We start from the raw sequence: 18,519 nt of genomic DNA, 5'->3' as shown, positions 1-18,519 counted from the left end.
ATCAGGTCGCCTCCTCGAGCGCCAACAGGCCTTCGTCGGTGAGAACGTACAGCGTGCCGTCGCCGACGATCGGCTGCGTGAAGTACGTGGCTCCCTCGTAGGTCCACCGCCGGTCGCCCGTCTCGGCGTCGATCGCGACCAGTTCGGAGACCTGATAGCCGAGATAGACGACGCCGTCGGCCACGACCGGGTCCGTGTCGGGACCGTAGTCGGCGGTCCACTCCCGTTCGCCGCTCTCGAGGTCGATCGCGTGCAGCGATCCCGCGCCGTCGGTGACGAACACCGTTCCGTCGGCGACTGCAGCGCTGCCGTCGGTGGCGTTCCCTCCGTGGACGTACTCCCAGCGGACGCTTCCGTCGCTCGGATCGAGCAGGACGACGCCGTTCTGGTCGGGAATGACGAGCCCCGCGTCCGTCACCGTCGGTGGGTGGAAGTTGCGATATTGCAACGCGCTGTCCGCGTGGGGCTCGGGCCTGACGCTCCAGCGCGTTTCGCCCGTCTCGGCGTCGACGGCGACCACGTCTCCGGGGCGACTCGAGACGTAGACTGTTCCGTCCCGGACCGCAGGTCGGTTCGTGCCGATCGACCGCGGGTCGCCGATCGTTCGCTCCCACCGGACGCGGCCGCTGCTCGCGTCCACGGCGACGACGCGATCAGTGTCCGGGACGACCGCATACGCCGTCTCATCGACGGTGACGGGTGACGGTTCACGGGGCGTCGAACTGGACCAGCGCCGAGTCTCTCGGCCGTGACTGTGCCAGCGCTCGGCGCCGATCGACCGACCCCCGACCTCGTAGCCGCCGCCCGCACTCAATCCGAGCAGGCCAGCCCGGCCGCTGACGACGAGCGTGTCGCTTCGGTAGGCTCTCGCGGCGGCTCGAGCCGGTGTCGACCAGTACTGGCCGTCCCGCGTGAACCGGATCTCGCCGGTGTCGCGATCGAAGGCAACGAGGGACTGGCGGCCGATCGCGTACAGCGTCTCTCCGACGAGGATCGGCGGCGTCTGCCCGTACATGGGCGTCTCCGTATCTTGCTGCCATACGATCTCGACGTCGTCTCTCGGACCCGAGGCGTCTGGATTGTAGCCGGTCCCGACAGGATCGTATCGGGCCATCGGCCAGTCGAAGGCGGAATTGCCGCCGGTGTCGAGCGGTACCGGCCGCTCGAGGGATCGAACACCGCCGACGACCCCCGCGAGTCCGAGGGTCCCGCCGGCGAGCACGCGGCGTCTGGAGGGCATCGGTTCGATCCTCTCGGAACGGTCGTGTAAATGCTTTCATGAGTCGCCGACCTGCCGACGGGAGAGAACTCGAGACGGGGATGCCTCGAGGGCTCGTCGTACTGGGGTCGACTGGGAGACGGCGGGGAAATCAGAACAGTGACCAGACCGCGCTCTGGGCCAGGGAGACGGCGAGCCAGAGCACGATCGCAATGATCGCCAGCACGAACAGGACCCCGGTCTGTTTCACGCTCGAGAGGTCCGCCCACCCTCGTGCGCCGAGCGCGTTCGTGAGCGGGGGTTCGAACGCCGCACCCAGGAAGCCGATCCCGAAGAGGGTGGCGAACGCGCTGATCCGAGTCTCGAGGCCCAGATTCGGCTGGCCGAGCACCGAACCCACGACGACGAGGACGATTCCGATACCGAGTCGTTGCGCAGGTGAAACGTCTTCGACGTTGACGTCCATACGATTTCGTCTTACACGGACTTGATAAATATTACGACGAGTTCGAAACATTACCTGGCGACGGTGCCGAGGCGAAACCCGGGTACGAGACGGCGATAGTTCGTCTGGAGAGCGGTCCGTCCGGCCGCAGATTCGATCGAAAGGGTAACGCGAGTGCACCCCTGTCGATTCCGGGGAGCGGTGGCGGGTTCGAAATCCTTTTAGGCGCTACACGGGGATAGTAGGGTAACTGAGTGATATCATGGACGTCGACATCATCTCCGAAGAGGAGAACCCCATGTTGCATCGCACGGACGTCACCTTCGAACTGACCCACGAGGACGCCACACCCGAACGGCTGCAGGTGCGTGACAGCCTCGCCGCGAAGCTCAACAAAGACGCCGACGAGGTCGTCGTCCGCGAGCTCAACACCAAGTTCGGCATGCGAAAGACCGTCGGCGAAGCCAAGGTCTACGAGAGCGCCGACGCCGCCCGCGACGTCGAACAGGACCACATGCTCGAGCGGAACAAGATCGGCGTCGACACCGACGAGGAAGCGGAAGCCGAGGCGGAGGAAGCATAAATGGCACGCTACGACCACTACGGCGACGACGGGAGCACCGAGGGCGAACAGTGTCCCCGCTGTGGCGACGTCTTCCTCGCCGACCACGGCGACCGCAAGCACTGCGGGAAGTGCAGCTACACCGAGTGGGAGTAGCTGACGCCCAGTCGCGAGCGTGAGCGTGAGCACCGCCACTCGAGTACTCGGGATCGAAGGCACCGCGTGGGCGGCCAGCGCGGCCGTGTTCGATTCCGGAACGGACGACGTTTTTATCGAAACCGACGCCTACCAGCCCGAAAGCGGCGGCATTCACCCCCGCGAGGCCGCCGAGCACATGCACGACGCGATTCCGAAGGTCGTCGAGCGGGCACTCGAGCACGCCCGCGAGACCCAGGGCGAGGAGAGGCCGGCTGACGAACCGCCCGTCGACGCCGTCGCGTTCTCCCGCGGCCCCGGACTGGGACCCTGCCTGCGGACCGTCGGGACCGCTGCCCGCGCGCTGAGCCAGTCGCTCGGCGTGCCGCTGGTCGGCGTCAACCACATGGTCGCACACCTCGAGATCGGTCGCCACACTTCCGGGTTCGACTCGCCGGTCTGTCTCAACGCAAGCGGCGCGAACGCCCACTTGCTGGCCTACCGGAACGGCCGCTATCGCGTGCTCGGCGAGACGATGGACACCGGCGTCGGCAACGCGATCGACAAGTTCACCCGCCACGTCGGCTGGTCCCACCCCGGCGGCCCGAAGGTCGAGGCGGCGGCGACGGAGGGCGAGTACGTCGACCTCCCTTACGTCGTCAAGGGGATGGACTTCTCCTTCTCGGGGATCATGTCGGCGGCGAAAGCCGCCTACGACGACGGCGTCTCCGCGAACGACGCGAGTGGAGGCTCGTCGGACGGGTCCGACGGCGTTCCGGTCGAGGACGTCTGCTACTCCCTGCAGGAGAATATCTTCGGCATGCTGACCGAGGTCGCGGAGCGTGCGCTGTCGCTGACCGGCAGCGACGAACTCGTCCTCGGCGGCGGCGTCGGGCAGAACGCCCGTCTGCGGGAAATGCTCGCGGAGATGTGCGACGGGCGCGGGGCCGACTTTCACGCGCCCGAGCCGCGATTCCTGCGGGACAACGCGGGGATGATCGCCGTCCTGGGTGCGAAGATGTACGACGCCGGCGACACGCTGCCCCTCGAGGAGTCGCGGGTCGACCCTGACTTTCGGCCGGACCAGGTTCCCGTAACGTGGCGCACCGACGAGCCCGACCTCGAACTCGGCCGCGACCGCGGTACCGTCCAGGGGGCCGAAGCGACCGTCGACCTCGAGCCCGACGCGGGACGTGCGACGAAACGCCGCGAGACGAAGAGCTACCGCCACCCCGAACTCGACGAGCGACTGCGGACCGAGCGCACCCGGCTCGAGGCCCGCCTGACCAGCCTCGCCAGACGCGAGGGGGTTCCGACGCCGGTGCTGTCGGACGTCGACCCCCGCGAGGCGCGGCTCGAACTCGAGTACGTCGGCGAGGACGACCTCCGCGAAGCGCTGACCCCGGAACGGGTACGGGACGTCGGGCGACACCTCGCGCGACTCCACGAGGCCGGGTTCGTCCACGGCGATCCGACGACGCGAAACGTGCGCGTGAACGCGGATCGGACCTATCTCATCGACTTCGGCCTCGGCTACCACACCGATCACGTCGAGGACTACGCGATGGACCTGCACGTCTTCGATCAGAGCCTCGTCGGCACCGCCGACGACCCCGACCCACTGCGGGCGGCCGTCCGCGAAGGCTACCGCGAGGTCGGCGACGAGCGCGTCCTCGAGCGCCTGCGGGACGTCGAAGGGCGCGGGCGGTACGTCGGCGAGTAGCCCGCTTTCGACCTCGACCCCGAACCCCAACCCCAACCCCAGCCCGAACCTGACCTCGACCCCGACCCCGAGGCCTGCCGAATCGCGAACGTTCTTCCGGCCCCGGTTCGATCACCAGTCGTGACCACCAGGACCGTTCTCGTCACCGGCTACGAACCGTTCGGGGAGTTCGAGACCAATCCCGCCCGCCGGATCGCGCGGGAACTCGACGGGGAGACGGTCGCCGACGCGGCCACCGTCGTCGGCCGGGAACTCCCCGTCGTCTTCGACCGTATGGAGTCCGAACTCGAGGGGTACCTCGAGGAGTACGATCCCGATATCGTCTGCGGCCTCGGCCTCGCCGCCGGTCGCGCGACCCTCTCGCTCGAGCGCGTGGGGATCAACCTCCGGGACACGGCGGGCGTGCCCGACAACGACGACTGCGAGGTGACGGACGATCCCGTGGACGTGGAGGGGCCGAACGCTTACTTCGCGACCCTCCCCCTGCGGGAGATGAAGTCCGCGATGCGGGCCGCCGACGTGCCGACGACGCTGTCGACCGACGCCGGCACGCATCTCTGTAACGACTTCCTCTATGCGGCCCGCCACCGCGCCGAAACCGGCGACCGCGAGTTCCGTGCCGGATTCGTCCACGTCCCCTTCGCCCACGCCGACGCGGCCGAGCGCGACGAGGGCGAGCCGAGCATGGCGCTCGAGGCGATGGCCCGCGGCACCCGCGAGGGGCTTACCGTCGCTGTCGAGGGCCTCGAGTGAGCGAGCGAGGCGAAAGCGCCCGTTATCGGCCGCTCTCGGCCGACGAAATCAGCACACAATACTCTTGGTAGGGGAGGACGTATCGCCTCCCATGGCAGAGAAACCGACCTCCGGTGAGATCCTCGGGGTACCGTACAACTTCGAGCGGCCGAGTATCAGCCGCATGCTCTCCTCGTACTGGCAACCCGGCGAGGGGATGCTGGTCGAGAAGCCGTTCGGGATCGGCTACACGCTGAACCTCGCGAACTGGCGATCGTGGATCGTCGTCGCCGTCGCCGGCGTCCTGCTCTGGCAGCAGGAACAGAGCGGTTCGAGCGGCGACGGGACCACCGAGGACGAACCCGTCGAGGTCATCGTCGACGAAGAGTCGGACGACTGAGTAGTCACCGTTTCGTCGCCCGTCGCGGGGTCCGTTACTCGACCGAAACTGACCGTCCCTGCTCGGCGGACCTGTAGATCGCGTCGATCACCCGCTGGACCGTCAGCGCCCGCTCGACGGTGTTCCCTTCGGGCGGGCGGCCCTCCGCGACCGACCGGAGGAAGCGCTCGTCGCTGCCCTCCCAGCCGGTGCGGTCGATCGATCCCTCCGTGAGCGTGGCGTCGAGGTTGTGATCCGTCCCCTGCCTGCCGCTCCGGTGCAGCGTCAGTTCCTCGCCGCCGAGCTCGAGGGTCGCGCCGGCCTCCGTACCGCGAACGACGAACTCCTGGGATTCGGACTGGTTCGCCGCCCAGGCCACCTCGAGCGAGATCGTTCGATCGTCCGCACAGCGGATCATCGCCGTCGCCGAGTCCTCGACGTCGAAGACGGCCGCTTCGGTCTCGTCGTACCAGTCGCCGGGATCGACGTAGTCGTCGCGGTCTCCGAACTCCGTCCGGGTGACGGCGAAGACCTCCTGCACGTCGGGGAAGTCCATCAGGTAGAGCGCGAAATCGATCGCGTGGACGCCGATGTCCACGACCGCGCCGCCGCCGGAGAGGTCCGCCTCGGTGAACCAGGAGCCGACGCCCGGGATGCCCCGACGGCGGACGTAGTTGGCCTCGACGTGCGTGATCTCGCCGAAGTACCCCTCGCGCCGGTAGTCCGTGAACACCTCGGCCGCGGTCGAGATCCGGTTGTGGAAGTTGACTGCACAGAAGGCGTCGGCCTCCGCGGCGGCCGCGGCGATCCGCTCTGCGCCCTCGAGGTCGTCCGCCAGCGGTTTCTCACAGAGCACGTCGTAGCCGCGCTCGAGGGCGGCTACGACCGCGGGTTCGTGGACGGCGTTGGGCGTGGCGACGGCGACCGCATCGAGATCCGCGGCGTCGTACATCGCCTCGAACCCCTCGTAGGTCTCCGCGCCGAAGGTTTCGGCGAACGACGCTCGCGCCTCCTCGGAAAGGTCGGCGCCGGTGACGACCTCGTGGCCGAGTTCCGCCGCGTTCGTCGCGTGAGTCCGTCCCATGAATCCGAGCCCGACGACCCCGAGCCGGACGGGCGTTTCGAAATCACTCATAATCGAGTAAATTACCCGGAGACGGAAATGGCTGCGCGTCGCGGCAGCGACTGCTTATCGATCGACCTCGCCCATGATGCAGTCGAGGCTGCCGATCGACGCGATCAGGTCGGGAACGTACTCGCCGCGGGCGATCTCCGACAGCACGGAGAGGTTCGAGAACGAGGGACCCCGGATCTTGAACCGGGCGGGCGTCTCGGACCCGTCCGAGCGGATGTAGATGCCGAGTTCGCCTTTCGCCCCCTCGACCGCACGGTAGATCTCGGCTCCGGCGTCGGGTTTCAGGGTCCGGGGGACGTTGGCCTGTACCTCGCGGTCGTCTTCGGGCCACTCCTCGAGCAGGTCGAGACACTGGTCGACGATCTTCGCGGACTCCTCGATCTCGCCCATCCGGACGAGCGCCCGCGAGTAGTTGTCCCCGTCCGGCTGGGTGACGACGTCCCACTCGAGATGCGGGTAGTAGCCGTAGGGGTCGTCCCGCCGGAGATCGTAGTCGATCCCCGACCCGCGGGCGACCGGGCCGGTGCAACCGTACTCTTTGGCGACCGCCGGTTCGAGGACGCCGGTGTCCACACAGCGGGCCCGGAACAGTTCGTTCGTGACCAGCAGGTCGTGGTACTCGTCGATCTTGGCGGGCAGCGAATCGAGGACGTCGCGGGTCTCCGCGATGAACTCCTCGCGGGGTTCGGGCAGGTCCCAGGCGACGCCGCCGAGTCGGAGGTAGTTGAACATCATCCGCTGGCCGGTGAGGTCCTCGAGGACGTCGAGGACGAGTTCCCGATCCCGCATCGCATACTGGAAGGTCGCGGTGAACTCGCCGTAGACGTCAAGCGCGTAGGTCCCGAGCGCGATCAGGTGGGCGGCCATCCGAGAGAGTTCGGCACCCATCGTCCGGATCACCTGTGCGTACTCGGGGACCTCGAGGTCGGCCAGTTCCTCGGCGGTGCGAGCGTAGGCCCACTCGTTGAGCAGCCCGGAGGAGACCCAGTCCCACCTGTCGGGGTAGGGCATGATCTGGTGGCGGTAGGTTCCCTGCTGGCACATTTGCTCCTCGCAGCGGTGCATGTATCCGATGTCGGGTTCGGCCTCGACGACCGTCTCGCCGTCGAGCACGGCCTCGACGTGCATGACGCCGTGAGTCGCGGGGTGATGCGGGCCGAGGTTCAGGAAGAGCGTGTCCGACTCGGCGTCGCGTTCGTCGCCGGCAACCGGATTCGCGTGGTCGGAGAGCGTGACGATCTGGGGTTGCTCCTGATCGTACTCGAGGCCGAGCGGGTGTCCCTGCCACGTCTCGGGCAGGAGAATGCGCCGGAGGTCCGGGTGGTCCTCGTACTCGATGCCGACGAGGTCGTAGGCCTCGCGTTCGTGCCAGTTCGCCGTCTGGTAGACCGGCGTCGCCGACTGGCTCGTCGGCCGATCCGTCGCAGTCGGGACGACGACGCTGGCCTCGTTCGTGGGGTCGTCGTAGGACCGTAGATGATAGATCGTCTCGAACCGGTCCTCGTACTGCTGGGCGGTGACGCAGGCGCAGTGGTCGAGTCCCGCGTCTTCGCGAGCGGCGGCGAGCGCGTCCTGAACGTCGTCGGGACGGATCACGAACGCCGGCGCGTTCCGGTGATCGTCCCGGTCGATGGCGTACGGCTCGAGCGCGCGCTCGAGGGCGGCCTCGAACTCGAGCCCATCGGGGGCAGACTCCTTCGTTTCCAGTGCCGACTGTGCGGGCATCGGTGTCGGACGTTCGGGGCGCGGGCGAGGAGTCGATTCTGCGCCACTCGCTAGGGTCTTTATGTCGGGCGTCCGAACGACGACCGATGAAGTCCGTCCGGTTGACGCTCCAGCACGGGCCCGACACCGTCCACCCGATGCACCGATTCGTCGCCGACCACGACGCATTCTACCGGTATCGGCTGGTCAACTGGAACCACGCGAACGACCACAACACGTTGATCTTCCACGTGATCGGCGACCGAGAAGCCTACGAACGGCGGATCGCCGACCTCGAGACGCCGATCGCGGTCGACGTGACCGACGGGGCGGACACTGTCCGAGCGACGGAGGGCGGGGATGCCGATCCGTTCTACGTCTACGTCCGGGAGGAACCCGGCGACCTCGGAGAGCGACTGGTCGAGGCCTTCTCGCGCGGGAGCCTGGTCCCGATCCCGCCACTCGAGTACCGAATGGACTGGTCCGTGCGGTTCGGCCTCGTCGGCGAAGGGGAGGACATCCGGGCCGCGCTCGAGGTCGTACCGGAGGGGATCGATACGACCGTCGAACGCGTCGGCGAGTACCGCGGCGGGAGCCCCGGCCTCGAGCGACTGACCGAGCGCCAGCGGGAGGCGCTCCGGACGGCGCGGAACCTCGGCTACTTCGCGGTGCCCCGCGAGGCGAGTATCGAGGCGGTTGCCGACGAACTCGGGTGTGCACCGGGAACGGCGAGCGAGCACCTGCGAAAGGCCCAGGACCGGGTGATGGGACGGCTCGAGTTCTGAGTCCGGGAGCGGGACGGCAGAACGCGGACCCCGGAACGATCGATCGAGCGCACCGCGACCGACGGCTATATTCGCCCGGAGCACCCGCCCTCGCACACGCACATGCTCGTTCGGTTCGTCACCGGAAACGAAGGCAAAGCCCGCGAGGCCCAGGAGTACCTGGACGGCATCACCGCCGTCAACCGGGTCGAGTACGACTACACCGAGATCCAGAGCGATTCGCTGACCGAAATCGCGACCCGCGGCGCGCGGGAGTCGTTCGAGGAACTCCCGGGGACCGAACCGGTCCTCGTGGGCGACACGGGGCTGTTCGTCGACGCGCTGGGCGGCTTCCCGGGCCCGTACTCGGCGTACGTCGAGGACACCGTCGGCGTCGAACGGCTCTGGCGGCTGGTCAGCGAGGAGGAGAACCGGCGGGCCCGCTTCCGGACCGTTCTCGGCTACGCCGACGGCGACCGAACGGAGACGTTCTCGGGCGAACTCGCGGGAACGATCGTCGCTCCACGGGGCGAGGGCGGGTTCGGCTACGATCCGATCTTCGAGTACAACGGCCAGACGCTCGCCGAGATGAGCCTCGAGGAGAAGAACGCGATCTCCCACCGCGGCCGTGCGCTTGCGACGTTCGCGGACTGGTACGCGGACCTCCACTAGACGCTGCAGGGAGCGGGGAGGACGCCGATAGCGGTCGACACGACGGCCGGGAACCAGTACGCGACGACGAAGCGAGCCGAGAGGTCGTCTCGAGTCCAGAGATACGCCGCGACCAGGACGAACGGGACGACCAGAACCGCCCAGACGGCGATCAGGCGTTGCCCGCCCTCGTTCATACGGCCGCCATCGGAGCGGGGACTGGTGAAGTTTCCGGGAGGTCGGTGCGAGCCGACCCCTACCGAGTGCGGGACGTGACTCACCCGGGGTCGTCCGCCGTCTCTCGAGTCCGGGGGTCCAGATCCGGTCCCGGATACTCCCCGCCCTCGACTTCCTCGTAGAGGCTCCCGGGATCGAACAGTCGCGCGAACGCGTCCGGCGGGCGGACGCTGACGGAGACGTGGGGCTGCATCGAGAGGCCGGCCTTCGCCGACCCGAGTCGCTCGTCGTAGGACAGCAGATGTGCCGCCGACCCGCGGTAGGCCGAGGCCAGCGCGGGGTGGTCCTCGGGCGGGTGGTCGACCGCGACCCGTTCGGCCTCGAGTCGCTCGCGGTGGGCGGCCGCGAGGTCGGCGTCGGCCACGGCCGTGACGAGGCGTTCGGTCCGCTCGAGCAGGTGGTCGCTGGCGACGAGGTCGACCCAGGAGTGACGGCGGACGTGATCGAGCGCCGCGCGGGCGTCGCCGCCGACGAGGAGGTCGGCGGCGAGCACGTCGGCGTCGGCGACGACGCGTGCGGGGTTGGGACGGTCGGCCTCGGGGTCGGTGTCGGGATCAGTCACCGTCCTCCTCCCCCGTTTCTTCTTCCCCGAGGTCGCCCGCCGCCTCCCGGATCCGCTCGAGGGACACGTCGTACTCGCCTCCGCGCTCGAAGAGTTCCGCCCAGGTAGTCATCGGTGGCTGTTGGCAACGCGCTCTGAAAAGGAACCGGGTCAGTCGACCCGCTCGAGCAACACGAACGCGGCCGCGCCGACCGCGAAGGCGACGCCGACGTTGATCGTCAGTCCGAGGACGCCGACGCCGACCACGAGCGCGAGCGACCGTCGGTCCGAGACGGGGGCGAACGCCGCCCGGCCGAGTTCGAACGCGACGACGACGAGCAACACCCCGAGTAGGGCCATCGGGAAGGCCGAAAGCATCGCGCCGGCGGCGACGAGCGCGAGCGCGAGGTAGCCGAGTCCCAGCAGGACGTTCGCGCCGCCGGTCCGCGCGCCGAAGGCGTACTTACCCGCCAGCCCGCCGCTGCCGTGACACATCGGGATCCCGCCGAACGGCACCGCCGCGAGGCAGGTCACGCCCATGCTCTTCGACAGGGCGTCGGCCGAGACGTCCCGGTCGTAGAGGTCGCCACAGAGCAGCGCCGTCGCGATAGCGGCGTTCCCGATCGTCATTCCCAGTTGGGCGACGGTCCCCTCGACGGCGGCACCGGAGAACGCGGGCGTGCCCGCGGGAAACGCCGCGAGTTCGGGGACCTGGAGTGTCGGAACGCCGGCCGTCGCGACCGCCGCGCCCGCGCCGATCCCGAGGACGACGAGGACGCTCGTCTGCCGGTAGCCCGCCACCACGACGGCGCCGACGACGGCGAACCCACCGACGGCGACGACCGGCGCGTCGGCCGCGAGCCCGACCGCGGCCTCGAGCAACAGCAGGGCGACGGCGAACTGGATCCCGCGGACGACCGGCTCGCCGACGACCCGCTGGAGCCGGCCCACGAGTCCGAACTGGCCCACCGTGAGCAGGACCGCGCCCGCGAGCAGTCCGGCGGCGGCCAACTCGGGGTAGGACAGCGAGCCGACGATCGCCAGCCCGACCAGCGCCTTCATCGGCTCGACCGAGAGCGGCATCCCGTAGTACAGCCCCCAGACGATCTGGAAGACGCCGAACCCGACGAAGACGTGCGGAAGGGAGACGGACGTCGTCGCGGCCAGTGCGACCAGCAGTGGAAGCACCGTAACTGAATCACCTAGCGCACCCGTCAGCTCGGACGTCGAGAACTCGAGTCCGTCGGCTGCGTCCGAGCGGAACGAGTAGGACATCTATCGGCCATATGCCGGACTGACTCTTCACTGTTTCGCGTAACTCTCCGAGTTTGCATTCGGCCGGTAAGTAACCACAATAGTTTACGTCAGCTGTCGGCCCGCCGTAGCGTGCCGACGGACCACCACCCCTAAGACCGATCGCTCGGTGAGTTCGGACGTGAGCGAACTCGGCAAGATCGATCGATCCTTCTTCGACCGCCACGTCGCGCCCAACCTCGGCGCGCAACGCGACGACGTCGCCATCGGTCCCCAGCACGGCGTCGATTTCGGAGTCCTCGGCGTCGACGGCCGCGCGCTCGTGACCGCGACGGACCCCATCTCGATCCTCCCGCCGCTGGGCCTCGAGCGGGCCGCGCGGTTCGCGCTGGACCTGATCCTCGCGGACGTCGCGGTCAGCGGCGTCGCGCCCACCCACCTCTCGGTCTGTTTTACCCTCCCCGAAACGATGACCGACGAGGCGTTCGCGACCGTCTGGGAGACCTTCGACGAGGAGTGTACGGATCTCGGGGTCTCCGTCGTCACCGGCCACACCGCGCGCTACTCCGATCCGACCTACCCCTGGATCGGCGCGGCGACCGCGATGGGCCTCGGCGACCACGACGAGATCGTCCGCCCCGACGGGGCCACCCCCGGGGACGGGCTCCTGCTGACGACCGGGCCGGCCGTCGAGTCCGTCGGCCTCCTGAGCACGCTCTACGGCGACCAGCTGGACCTCCCCGAGGACGTCCTCGCTGACGCACGGGAGCGCCTCGAGGAGGTCTACGCCGTCCGGGACGCCCTCGCGGCGGCCGAGGCCGGTCCCGTGACCGCGATGCACGACGTGACCGAGGGCGGACTCGCCGGTGCGTTGAACGAGATGGCCGCCGGCGCGGGGGCGCGCTTCGCGATCGACCGGGAGGCCGTCCCGCTGCGTCCCGGCGTCGCCGAGGTCTGCGAGGCGCTCGAGATGGACCCCTGGGCGGCGACCAGTTGCGGCGCACTGGTGATCGCGGTCGAACCCGACGGCGTCGACGACGTCCGCGGGGCACTCGAGGACCGGGGGACGGTCGTCGCCGAGGTCGGCCGGGTGGAGTCGGCGGACGGCGACGGCGAGGTCCGCGTCGACGGCGAGCGACTCGAACACCCGACCGTGGATCCGTCGTGGGCGGCGTACGCGGAACTGGCCGAATCGGCGGTCGATCCGTCCGAGAAGTAAGTTCGCGCTCCGGGTCCGACGGTGACGTATCACTCGTGCGAAGTTTTTTGCCGGTGGCCGAGGGACGTAGCGACGGCGCTCGGTCCCGGCGTTCGGCGGACCCTTCGCGACCCGCGAGCACGGCCACCGACGGGAACGCGCCGCGGAGGGATCGGCGTCCACCCCGAGTTCACATGGCAGACTCAGACTACCCCGGGGAGGATCCCCGCTCGACTGCATTCGAACCGATTACCGACTACGAATCGCTTCGCGACCGCGACGACGTGGCGTACCAGGAGGAAACCGACGTCGTCGACGAGGCGGTCGTCGATCAGGTGGCCGACCTCGCCGACCTCGCCGCCGTCGGAATCACGAACCCCGACGGTGACCTGCTGTGTCGGCGACTCACCGACACTTGCTCGTGGAAGATCCCCGTGGCGACGGTCGGCCCCGACGAGGAGTTCGCGGCGGCGATCGTCGATCACGTCCGAGAGACCATCGGCTTCGACGTCGAACTCGAGTCGATCGAGACCGTCTTAGACGTCGATCTCCGGACCGAAGACGGGGAGAAAACGGCCTCGCGCGGGTTCGTCACCTTCGCCGGCACGCCGGCTTCGGGGAACTACGACCTCGAGGCGGCCACCCCGAGCGGCGACCCGGTCGAGGAGGCGGGCTGGTTCGACGAACTGCCCGAAGACGCCGACGAGATTCCCGGGACGGAGCAGTTTCTCGAGTGATCGGCCGCGGCTGACGGCTTCGTCAGTTCGCCCCCGTGCCGCCGTGCTCCGCCGTCGAGCCACAGGCCCGTTCCGGTTCGTCCCACTCCCAGTCGGCGCGCTCGAGCAGATCGGGGTTCGCCGGTTCGCACAGCGGATCCGGGTCGACGATCTGCTCCGCTCGCATCCCGGAGACCGATCCCTCGAGCGTCGACAGCGCGTCGGTCGCGGGCGCACGAGCGAGCGTCGGCGCTCCGTCGACGCGATGGAGGCGGCGATCGGCGGGGTGGGTCGGCGAGTGTGACCGCTCGAGGACGGGTCGATCGGCAGCGGGCGCGCCGACGGCACCGTGCCAGAAGTTCCCCATCCCCTCCTCGCTCCAGACGCGAAGCGTTCCGAGCCGCGCGGTCGCGTGCTCGTAGTTCCCGACGAAGTCGTTACCCGTCACCTCGTTGGTCGGCAGGAGGTGGTTGGCCCGGATTCCCTCGAGGTTGGCCACGAGGGCGTTGCCCTCGTAGATCGAGTGGCCCGCGCCGGTGGTCAGCCCGACGTCGGTCCCGGCGACGAGGTTCCCGGCGACGTAGGACCGCGACCCGGACGTGACGATCCCCTGGGACGCACCACGGATCTCGTTGCCGACGACGGCGTTGTGTGCGGGGTCGGTCATGACGTCGATCCCCGTCGAGGACGCGTCTTCGATCCGGTTGTCCGCGATCAGCGCACTCGAGGTGTACATCAGGTGGACCCCGATCCGGTTGCCCACGAGGTGGTTGTTCCGGTACACGATGCCGTCCGAGCGGTGGAGGTAGATCCCGTCGCGGCCGTCGACGAACCGCGAGTCCTCGACGACTGCGTCGGGCGAGCGTACCGCCGTGACGCCCATGTAGCCCTCGTCCCAGCGGTCGCTGCCGTGGACGGAGACGTTCCGGACGACGCTCTCCGGTGCGTCACGGAGCAAGACGCCGGTGGCCGGCGTCTCGATCGTCACGTTCTCGACGAGGACGCCGTCGGCGTCGGCGACCGCTATTCCGGCATCGCTGCGCCCGTAGGCCATCTCGAGGGCGTCGCTGGCCCCGGCTTCGCCATCGTCGGCGTCGGGTTCCGTCGCATCCCCCACGCCGTCGATCCGGAGGTCGACGACTGCGGCGCGGTCCGACTCGAGGACGACGACGGAACCGTTACCGTCGCCCCGGAGGACCGGCTGGCTTTCCGTGCCGTCGCCGTCGCTCCGGCCGGCGAGCGTGATCGGCCGATCGATCTCGAGGCCGTCGCCGTTCGGCACCTCGTGGACACCGCCGGGAACGACGACCGTCGACTCCGGCGGGGCCGCCTCCACGGCCGCCTCGAGCGTCGGAGCGTCCTCGCCGACGACGACCTCGACGGGGCGCTCGCGCAGGCGGTTCGTGTCCTCGACGCGGTCGTCGGCCCGCGCGTGGCGACGCTCGACCCGGTCGCGGACGACCCCCGCGTCGTCGACGTCGAATTCGCGCTCGGGGTCGAGCAGGGATTCCCACCCGACCACGGTACCGCCGTGGGCCGCTGCGAACGCCGCGGCGTCGTCGCGCTCCCCGAAGGGAACGACCGTCTCACCGGCCGGCGTTCGCGCGTCGCTGCCGACGACGTAGGCGGCCGACTCGGCGTCGGTCCACGACGGGGACCCGGCCGCGACGGGATACCCCTCCTCGGAGAGATCGACGTCGACCGTCGAGTAGTCCGTGACGTACGCCGCGATCGGGTAGCCGAACCGCTCCTCGTGGCGGGCCCCGGACCGGTCGTCGACGAAACGCTCGACGCCACGGTAGCCGACGACGTACTCGTACTGGGAGTAAAAGACCTGAACCTTGGGCACCTCGATCCCGCCGGCGTCCGGCGTCGGATCGTTCTCGAGGACGACGCCCGTGGTGACGGTGTCGTGGAACGGGACCGGTTCCGGCTTCGGCTCCGCCGAGCCCGCATCGACGACGAACAGGCCTGCAGCGAAGACGACGGCGACGAGGATCGCGATCGAGACGAGACGGCGACGCGAAGCGGCCATTCGTATCCTCGACTGGACGCGCAGCTGCAATAGGTCGTCTGGTACGACCATCGAAGGACGGGTTGCTCGAGGGGTCGAGACGCCCGATTCGCGTCGAGAGACCGTTGCGGTTTTAGCCCGCGGTTCCCTTGGTCCGGTAATGACAGACCGTTCGCCGTCGCGACCCTGGTCCCGCCGTCGACTGCTGGCCGCGGCCGGCGTCGGCTCGGTCGCCGGGCTCGCCGGCTGTACCGGCGGCGGGGACGCCGACGACGTCGTCGATCCCGACGACGACGACGACGGGGACGGGGACTCCCGCTCTCCGCACCTCGTCGACCACCCCGTCGACGAACCGCTTTCCTTCGAGAGCGACCACCTCTGTGGCGTCTGTACGATGGGGGTCGTCAACTACCCCGAGCGAAACACCCAACTCGCCCACGAGAACGGCGAGGGAATCCCCTTCTGTAGCCCCGGCTGTCTGTTCGCCTACTACGTCGCCCCGGAACACTTCGACGGACCGGACAGCCCGGTCGCCAACGTCTGGGTGACCGACTTCGACACCGGCGAGTTGATCGACGGCTTCGAGGCCCACTACGCGCTGGAACAGGACGAACTGCGGGCCGACGACCCGATGAAGATCGATCCGCGCGTCTACGCCGACGAGGAGACCGCCCTCGAGTACGTCCGGCAGTACGACGACCTGAGCGAGGACGACGTGATCGGTCTCGAGGAGGTCGACGAGGACGTAGCGCGGATCTACCGGAGCACGCGGTTGCCGTGATCCCGGTTCGCGCCGGGCCGACGGCTCACAGCGGCTGGTAGTAGGGCAGCGGCACCGCCGGCAGCCCGACCCCGAACGTCGCGAGCCCGTGTTGTAGCGGAACGTAGCCGAGCGCGACGAACGCGACGCCCAGAACCCGGTGCAGCTTCATCCGGGTCTCGAGGCTGAGCGACTGGAACAGCGTGCCATAGAGGAACAGCGACGGTACGGTCCCGAGGCCGAGCGCCGCGAGCGCGAGGACGCCTTCGACGGGCGATCCCCGGACGAACGCGTACAGGAACGCTGGATAAAGCAGCGGACACGGGAGCAGGCCGTGGGCCGCCCCGAGGCCGGCGATCCGGACGTCGCCGACCCAGGCGTCGACGTTCGCGAGCAGCCGCGCGTGGACGCGCTCGAGGAGCGGCGTGACGAACGGGAGCCGGACGGAGCCGCCGACGAGTCCCCGGCCGGCCAGGTAGTGCAACCCCATCGCGACGATCAGCGTGCCGACGACGATGCCGGCGACGGCGTGGACGTCAGTCGCGACCACGGTCACGGCCCGCGGAGAGACGAAGACGGCCGCGCCGGCGAGGCCGAACAGTCCGCCCAGGAGCGCGTAGCTCGCCGCACGCCCGAGGTTGAACAGCGCGTGCTGGCGGACCATGCCGAGGGTGAGTTCGGTCCGTGCCGCCGGGCCGTCGTTGCCGGCGCGAAGCCGGTCGGAGTAGGTCGTCACGAGCGGGCCACACATCCCGAGACAGTGGGCCCCGCCCAGGAGCCCGATCAACGCGAAGACGACGACGCCGACCGGTTCGACGGCGGTCGGGTCCAGCACCGGATCGTAACACTGCTCGAGGACGATCCGCGGACCCGGACCCAGCGCCGGAGCGATAGCGGACGCCATCCCGCGTTACTGCCAGCCGTCGACGACCCGCTCGAGGTCGTCGGTGATTCGGCCGGCGTCGGGGTTCTCGCCGCGGTAGGTTCGCTCGACGTACCCGTCCGGATTGACGAGGAACGTCACCGTGATGTGGATGAAGTCGTAGTCGTCGCCCATCTCCTCGCGCTGGAAGGGGATCCCCAACCCTTCGTGGACGATCTCTTTCGCCCGCTCACGGCCGTCAGGACGGAGATAGTGCCAGTTGCCCGCCTCGAGATCGACGTCGAACATGTCGGCGTGTTCTCGGAGGCTCTCGGCAGTGTCGCGCTCGGGATCGAACGTGATCGCGAGAAACCGGCTCTCGTCGCCTAAACCACGGTCGGCCGCGTTGTCCTGGACACGTGTAAGCGAGTCGATCAGCGGGATGCACTCGGCGGGACAACTCGCGAAGAACGCCGTCGCCACGAACGCGTCGTCCCCGAGGTCGTCGACGGCGACGGTCGTTTCGGCGAGCGGGTCCTCGGCCTCGAACGTCGGGAACGGATCGCCGTAGGTCGGGTACGAGGGGTCGCCCTCGATCCCCTCCTCCGGCTGCTCGAGGACGACGTCGTCGGACGATTCCTCGGCCACCAGTCCGGTCAGACAGCCCGCGACGGCGGTCAGTCCAGCGGTCGCTCCGGCACCGAGTACGCGGCGTCGGTTCATTGTCGGAAGTAACCACCGTACGACCAAGTACGATCTGGTGTATTCGTCGAAAAACTGCCGGAGAGCGGCGAGACGACCCGTCTACGGGCGAAGGATTCGGGAACCGAACCAGACGGGACTTATTCGGCGGGCACGTATCGGACGGTATGGACGAGCAAACGAGAGACGAGGGTCGGCCTCGCGACGGCGTTGCCCGCCGCGCGGTGCTGATCGGCGCGGCCGGCGTCGGGATGGCGTCGCTCGCCGGCTGTCTCGGCGGCGACGGCGACGCCCCCGATCCCATCACGATCGAGGGCGAGCAGACCTGTGACCAGTGTACGATGGTGATCGGCCAGCACCCCGGCCCCGTCGGACAGGCCCACTACGCCGACGCCGAGGCCGTCGTCGGCGAGGACCGGCCCGCACAGTTCTGTAGCTCGCTGTGTACGTACACCTACACCTTCGAGCGCTCCGAGGCGGGCGACGACCCCGAAGCCACCTACCTGACCGACTACTCGAGCGTCGAGTACAGCATCGACACGGCCGACGACGTCGAGGAGATCAGCAACCACCTCGAGGCCGAGGCGTTCGCGGCGGTCGAGGACCTCTCGCTGGTCGTCGACAGCGAGGTCCAGGGAGCGATGGGACCGTCGATGATCGGCTTCACCGACGGGGACGAGGCCGAAGAGTTCCAGGCCGACCACGGCGGCGAACTGTACGATCACGAGGACGTGACCAGCGAACTGGTCATGTCGCTGATGGGCGGCGGCTAACCGAGGACGAACC

Annotated in this window: 21 protein-coding genes; 11 read left to right on the top strand and 10 right to left on the bottom strand. The window is 68.9% G+C overall.

Annotated elements, in window-relative coordinates:
- Nucleotide 1 precedes the first annotated feature (1 nt).
- Nucleotides 2-1,240 (bottom strand): PQQ-binding-like beta-propeller repeat protein, encoded by a 1,239-nt coding sequence (locus BM113_RS05575; protein WP_089786101.1) that lies wholly within the window; start codon nucleotides 1,238-1,240, stop codon nucleotides 2-4.
- A 130-nt stretch (nucleotides 1,241-1,370) separates the two neighbouring features.
- The gene (locus BM113_RS05570; protein ID WP_089786099.1) at nucleotides 1,371-1,685 is read right to left on the bottom strand and encodes a hypothetical protein; all 315 of its coding nucleotides are present in this window, start codon (nucleotides 1,683-1,685) and stop codon (nucleotides 1,371-1,373) included.
- 241 nt (nucleotides 1,686-1,926) lie between these two features.
- On the opposite strand from BM113_RS05570, the gene BM113_RS05565 reads away from it, so the two are divergent.
- The 5 genes from BM113_RS05565 (at nucleotide 1,927) to BM113_RS05545 (ending at nucleotide 5,216) form a co-directional block, all read left to right on the top strand.
- Entirely contained in the window at nucleotides 1,927-2,247 is a 321-nt protein-coding gene (locus BM113_RS05565; protein ID WP_089786097.1) for a 30S ribosomal protein S24e, read from the top strand.
- Nucleotides 2,248-2,382: a 30S ribosomal protein S27ae gene (locus BM113_RS05560; protein WP_007140110.1), complete on the top strand. Its 135-nt coding sequence runs from the start codon at nucleotides 2,248-2,250 to the stop codon at nucleotides 2,380-2,382.
- A gap of 25 nt (nucleotides 2,383-2,407) precedes the next feature.
- Entirely contained in the window at nucleotides 2,408-4,084 is a 1,677-nt protein-coding gene (locus BM113_RS05555) for a bifunctional N(6)-L-threonylcarbamoyladenine synthase/serine/threonine protein kinase (protein WP_089786095.1), read from the top strand.
- Between the two features lie 120 nt (nucleotides 4,085-4,204).
- Nucleotides 4,205-4,837 carry a pyroglutamyl-peptidase I gene (locus tag BM113_RS05550; protein ID WP_089786094.1) on the top strand — a complete coding sequence of 211 codons (633 nt, stop codon included), beginning with the start codon at nucleotides 4,205-4,207 and terminating at the stop codon, nucleotides 4,835-4,837.
- Between the two features lie 91 nt (nucleotides 4,838-4,928).
- Nucleotides 4,929-5,216, top strand: coding sequence for a DUF5808 domain-containing protein (locus tag BM113_RS05545; protein ID WP_007140113.1), 288 nt, complete (start codon nucleotides 4,929-4,931; stop codon nucleotides 5,214-5,216).
- 34 nt (nucleotides 5,217-5,250) lie between these two features.
- On the opposite strand, the gene BM113_RS05540 is transcribed toward BM113_RS05545, so the two are convergent.
- The gene (locus tag BM113_RS05540) at nucleotides 5,251-6,330 is read right to left on the bottom strand and encodes a Gfo/Idh/MocA family protein (RefSeq protein ID WP_089786092.1); all 1,080 of its coding nucleotides are present in this window, start codon (nucleotides 6,328-6,330) and stop codon (nucleotides 5,251-5,253) included.
- A 54-nt stretch (nucleotides 6,331-6,384) separates the two neighbouring features.
- A complete protein-coding gene (locus BM113_RS05535; RefSeq protein WP_089786090.1) occupies nucleotides 6,385-8,055 on the bottom strand; it encodes an NADH-quinone oxidoreductase subunit D in 1,671 nt (556 codons plus the stop codon).
- Nucleotides 8,056-8,141: 86 nt separating this feature from the next.
- On the opposite strand from BM113_RS05535, the gene BM113_RS05530 reads away from it, so the two are divergent.
- Together BM113_RS05530 and rdgB are read left to right on the top strand one after the other, a co-directional pair.
- Nucleotides 8,142-8,819 carry a helix-turn-helix domain-containing protein gene (locus BM113_RS05530; RefSeq protein ID WP_089786088.1) on the top strand — a complete coding sequence of 226 codons (678 nt, stop codon included), beginning with the start codon at nucleotides 8,142-8,144 and terminating at the stop codon, nucleotides 8,817-8,819.
- A 102-nt stretch (nucleotides 8,820-8,921) separates the two neighbouring features.
- A complete protein-coding gene (gene rdgB / locus BM113_RS05525) occupies nucleotides 8,922-9,470 on the top strand; it encodes an RdgB/HAM1 family non-canonical purine NTP pyrophosphatase (protein ID WP_089786086.1) in 549 nt (182 codons plus the stop codon).
- Here rdgB and BM113_RS05520 read toward each other — a convergent pair.
- From BM113_RS05520 to BM113_RS05510, 3 genes are all read right to left on the bottom strand, one after another.
- Nucleotides 9,467-9,646 carry a hypothetical protein gene (locus tag BM113_RS05520; RefSeq protein WP_089786084.1) on the bottom strand — a complete coding sequence of 60 codons (180 nt, stop codon included), beginning with the start codon at nucleotides 9,644-9,646 and terminating at the stop codon, nucleotides 9,467-9,469. The genes rdgB and BM113_RS05520 overlap by 4 nt on opposite strands.
- An 80-nt stretch (nucleotides 9,647-9,726) precedes the next feature.
- Nucleotides 9,727-10,248 (bottom strand): DUF7384 family protein, encoded by a 522-nt coding sequence (locus BM113_RS05515; RefSeq protein ID WP_089786082.1) that lies wholly within the window; start codon nucleotides 10,246-10,248, stop codon nucleotides 9,727-9,729.
- A 150-nt stretch (nucleotides 10,249-10,398) separates the two neighbouring features.
- Nucleotides 10,399-11,502, bottom strand: coding sequence for a putative sulfate/molybdate transporter (locus tag BM113_RS05510; protein WP_089786080.1), 1,104 nt, complete (start codon nucleotides 11,500-11,502; stop codon nucleotides 10,399-10,401).
- A 160-nt stretch (nucleotides 11,503-11,662) separates the two neighbouring features.
- Between BM113_RS05510 and BM113_RS05505 the strand changes: the two genes are divergently transcribed.
- Nucleotides 11,663-12,700: an AIR synthase family protein gene (locus BM113_RS05505; RefSeq protein ID WP_089786458.1), complete on the top strand. Its 1,038-nt coding sequence runs from the start codon at nucleotides 11,663-11,665 to the stop codon at nucleotides 12,698-12,700.
- A gap of 173 nt (nucleotides 12,701-12,873) precedes the next feature.
- Nucleotides 12,874-13,416 (top strand): NUDIX hydrolase, encoded by a 543-nt coding sequence (locus BM113_RS05500; RefSeq protein ID WP_089786078.1) that lies wholly within the window; start codon nucleotides 12,874-12,876, stop codon nucleotides 13,414-13,416.
- Nucleotides 13,417-13,438: 22 nt separating this feature from the next.
- On the opposite strand, the gene BM113_RS05495 is transcribed toward BM113_RS05500, so the two are convergent.
- Nucleotides 13,439-15,430, bottom strand: a complete 1,992-nt coding sequence (locus BM113_RS05495; RefSeq protein ID WP_089786077.1) for a NosD domain-containing protein — start codon at nucleotides 15,428-15,430, stop codon at nucleotides 13,439-13,441.
- Between the two features lie 139 nt (nucleotides 15,431-15,569).
- Here BM113_RS05495 and BM113_RS05490 point away from each other — a divergent pair, with 139 nt between their 5' ends.
- A complete protein-coding gene (locus BM113_RS05490; RefSeq protein ID WP_089786075.1) occupies nucleotides 15,570-16,190 on the top strand; it encodes a nitrous oxide reductase accessory protein NosL in 621 nt (206 codons plus the stop codon).
- 25 nt (nucleotides 16,191-16,215) lie between these two features.
- On the opposite strand, the gene BM113_RS05485 is transcribed toward BM113_RS05490, so the two are convergent.
- A complete protein-coding gene (locus BM113_RS05485) occupies nucleotides 16,216-17,073 on the bottom strand; it encodes a sulfite exporter TauE/SafE family protein (RefSeq protein ID WP_089786073.1) in 858 nt (285 codons plus the stop codon).
- Nucleotides 17,074-17,079: 6 nt separating this feature from the next.
- The gene (locus tag BM113_RS05480; protein WP_007140125.1) at nucleotides 17,080-17,754 is read right to left on the bottom strand and encodes an SCO family protein; all 675 of its coding nucleotides are present in this window, start codon (nucleotides 17,752-17,754) and stop codon (nucleotides 17,080-17,082) included.
- A gap of 146 nt (nucleotides 17,755-17,900) precedes the next feature.
- On the opposite strand from BM113_RS05480, the gene BM113_RS05475 reads away from it, so the two are divergent.
- Nucleotides 17,901-18,506 (top strand): nitrous oxide reductase accessory protein NosL, encoded by a 606-nt coding sequence (locus BM113_RS05475; protein WP_089786071.1) that lies wholly within the window; start codon nucleotides 17,901-17,903, stop codon nucleotides 18,504-18,506.
- The last annotated feature ends 13 nt before the right edge of the window (nucleotides 18,507-18,519 follow it).

Source organism: Natronobacterium haloterrestre (assembly GCF_900112205.1).
GTDB classification, from domain to species: Archaea; Halobacteriota; Halobacteria; order Halobacteriales; family Natrialbaceae; genus Natronobacterium; species Natronobacterium haloterrestre.
Note: the sequence above shows the minus strand (reverse complement) of the source record. Positions and strands in the feature narration are given on the sequence as shown.

Bases quoted from the DNA above. Each gene is read 5' to 3' on its own strand.
- BM113_RS05575 (WP_089786101.1), bottom strand. From the start codon at position 1,240: ATGCCCTCCAGACGCCGCGTGCTCGCCGGCGGGACCCTCGGACTCGCG.
- BM113_RS05570 (WP_089786099.1), bottom strand. From the start codon at position 1,685: ATGGACGTCAACGTCGAAGACGTTTCACCTGCGCAACGACTCGGTATC.
- BM113_RS05565 (WP_089786097.1), top strand. From the start codon at position 1,927: ATGGACGTCGACATCATCTCCGAAGAGGAGAACCCCATGTTGCATCGC.
- BM113_RS05560 (WP_007140110.1), top strand. From the start codon at position 2,248: ATGGCACGCTACGACCACTACGGCGACGACGGGAGCACCGAGGGCGAA.
- BM113_RS05545 (WP_007140113.1), top strand. From the start codon at position 4,929: ATGGCAGAGAAACCGACCTCCGGTGAGATCCTCGGGGTACCGTACAAC.
- BM113_RS05540 (WP_089786092.1), bottom strand. From the start codon at position 6,330: ATGAGTGATTTCGAAACGCCCGTCCGGCTCGGGGTCGTCGGGCTCGGA.
- BM113_RS05535 (WP_089786090.1), bottom strand. From the start codon at position 8,055: ATGCCCGCACAGTCGGCACTGGAAACGAAGGAGTCTGCCCCCGATGGG.
- BM113_RS05530 (WP_089786088.1), top strand. From the start codon at position 8,142: ATGAAGTCCGTCCGGTTGACGCTCCAGCACGGGCCCGACACCGTCCAC.
- rdgB (WP_089786086.1), top strand. From the start codon at position 8,922: ATGCTCGTTCGGTTCGTCACCGGAAACGAAGGCAAAGCCCGCGAGGCC.
- BM113_RS05520 (WP_089786084.1), bottom strand. From the start codon at position 9,646: ATGAACGAGGGCGGGCAACGCCTGATCGCCGTCTGGGCGGTTCTGGTC.
- BM113_RS05510 (WP_089786080.1), bottom strand. From the start codon at position 11,502: ATGTCCTACTCGTTCCGCTCGGACGCAGCCGACGGACTCGAGTTCTCG.
- BM113_RS05500 (WP_089786078.1), top strand. From the start codon at position 12,874: ATGGCAGACTCAGACTACCCCGGGGAGGATCCCCGCTCGACTGCATTC.
- BM113_RS05495 (WP_089786077.1), bottom strand. From the start codon at position 15,430: ATGGCCGCTTCGCGTCGCCGTCTCGTCTCGATCGCGATCCTCGTCGCC.
- BM113_RS05490 (WP_089786075.1), top strand. From the start codon at position 15,570: ATGACAGACCGTTCGCCGTCGCGACCCTGGTCCCGCCGTCGACTGCTG.
- BM113_RS05485 (WP_089786073.1), bottom strand. From the start codon at position 17,073: ATGGCGTCCGCTATCGCTCCGGCGCTGGGTCCGGGTCCGCGGATCGTC.
- BM113_RS05480 (WP_007140125.1), bottom strand. From the start codon at position 17,754: ATGAACCGACGCCGCGTACTCGGTGCCGGAGCGACCGCTGGACTGACC.
- BM113_RS05475 (WP_089786071.1), top strand. From the start codon at position 17,901: ATGGACGAGCAAACGAGAGACGAGGGTCGGCCTCGCGACGGCGTTGCC.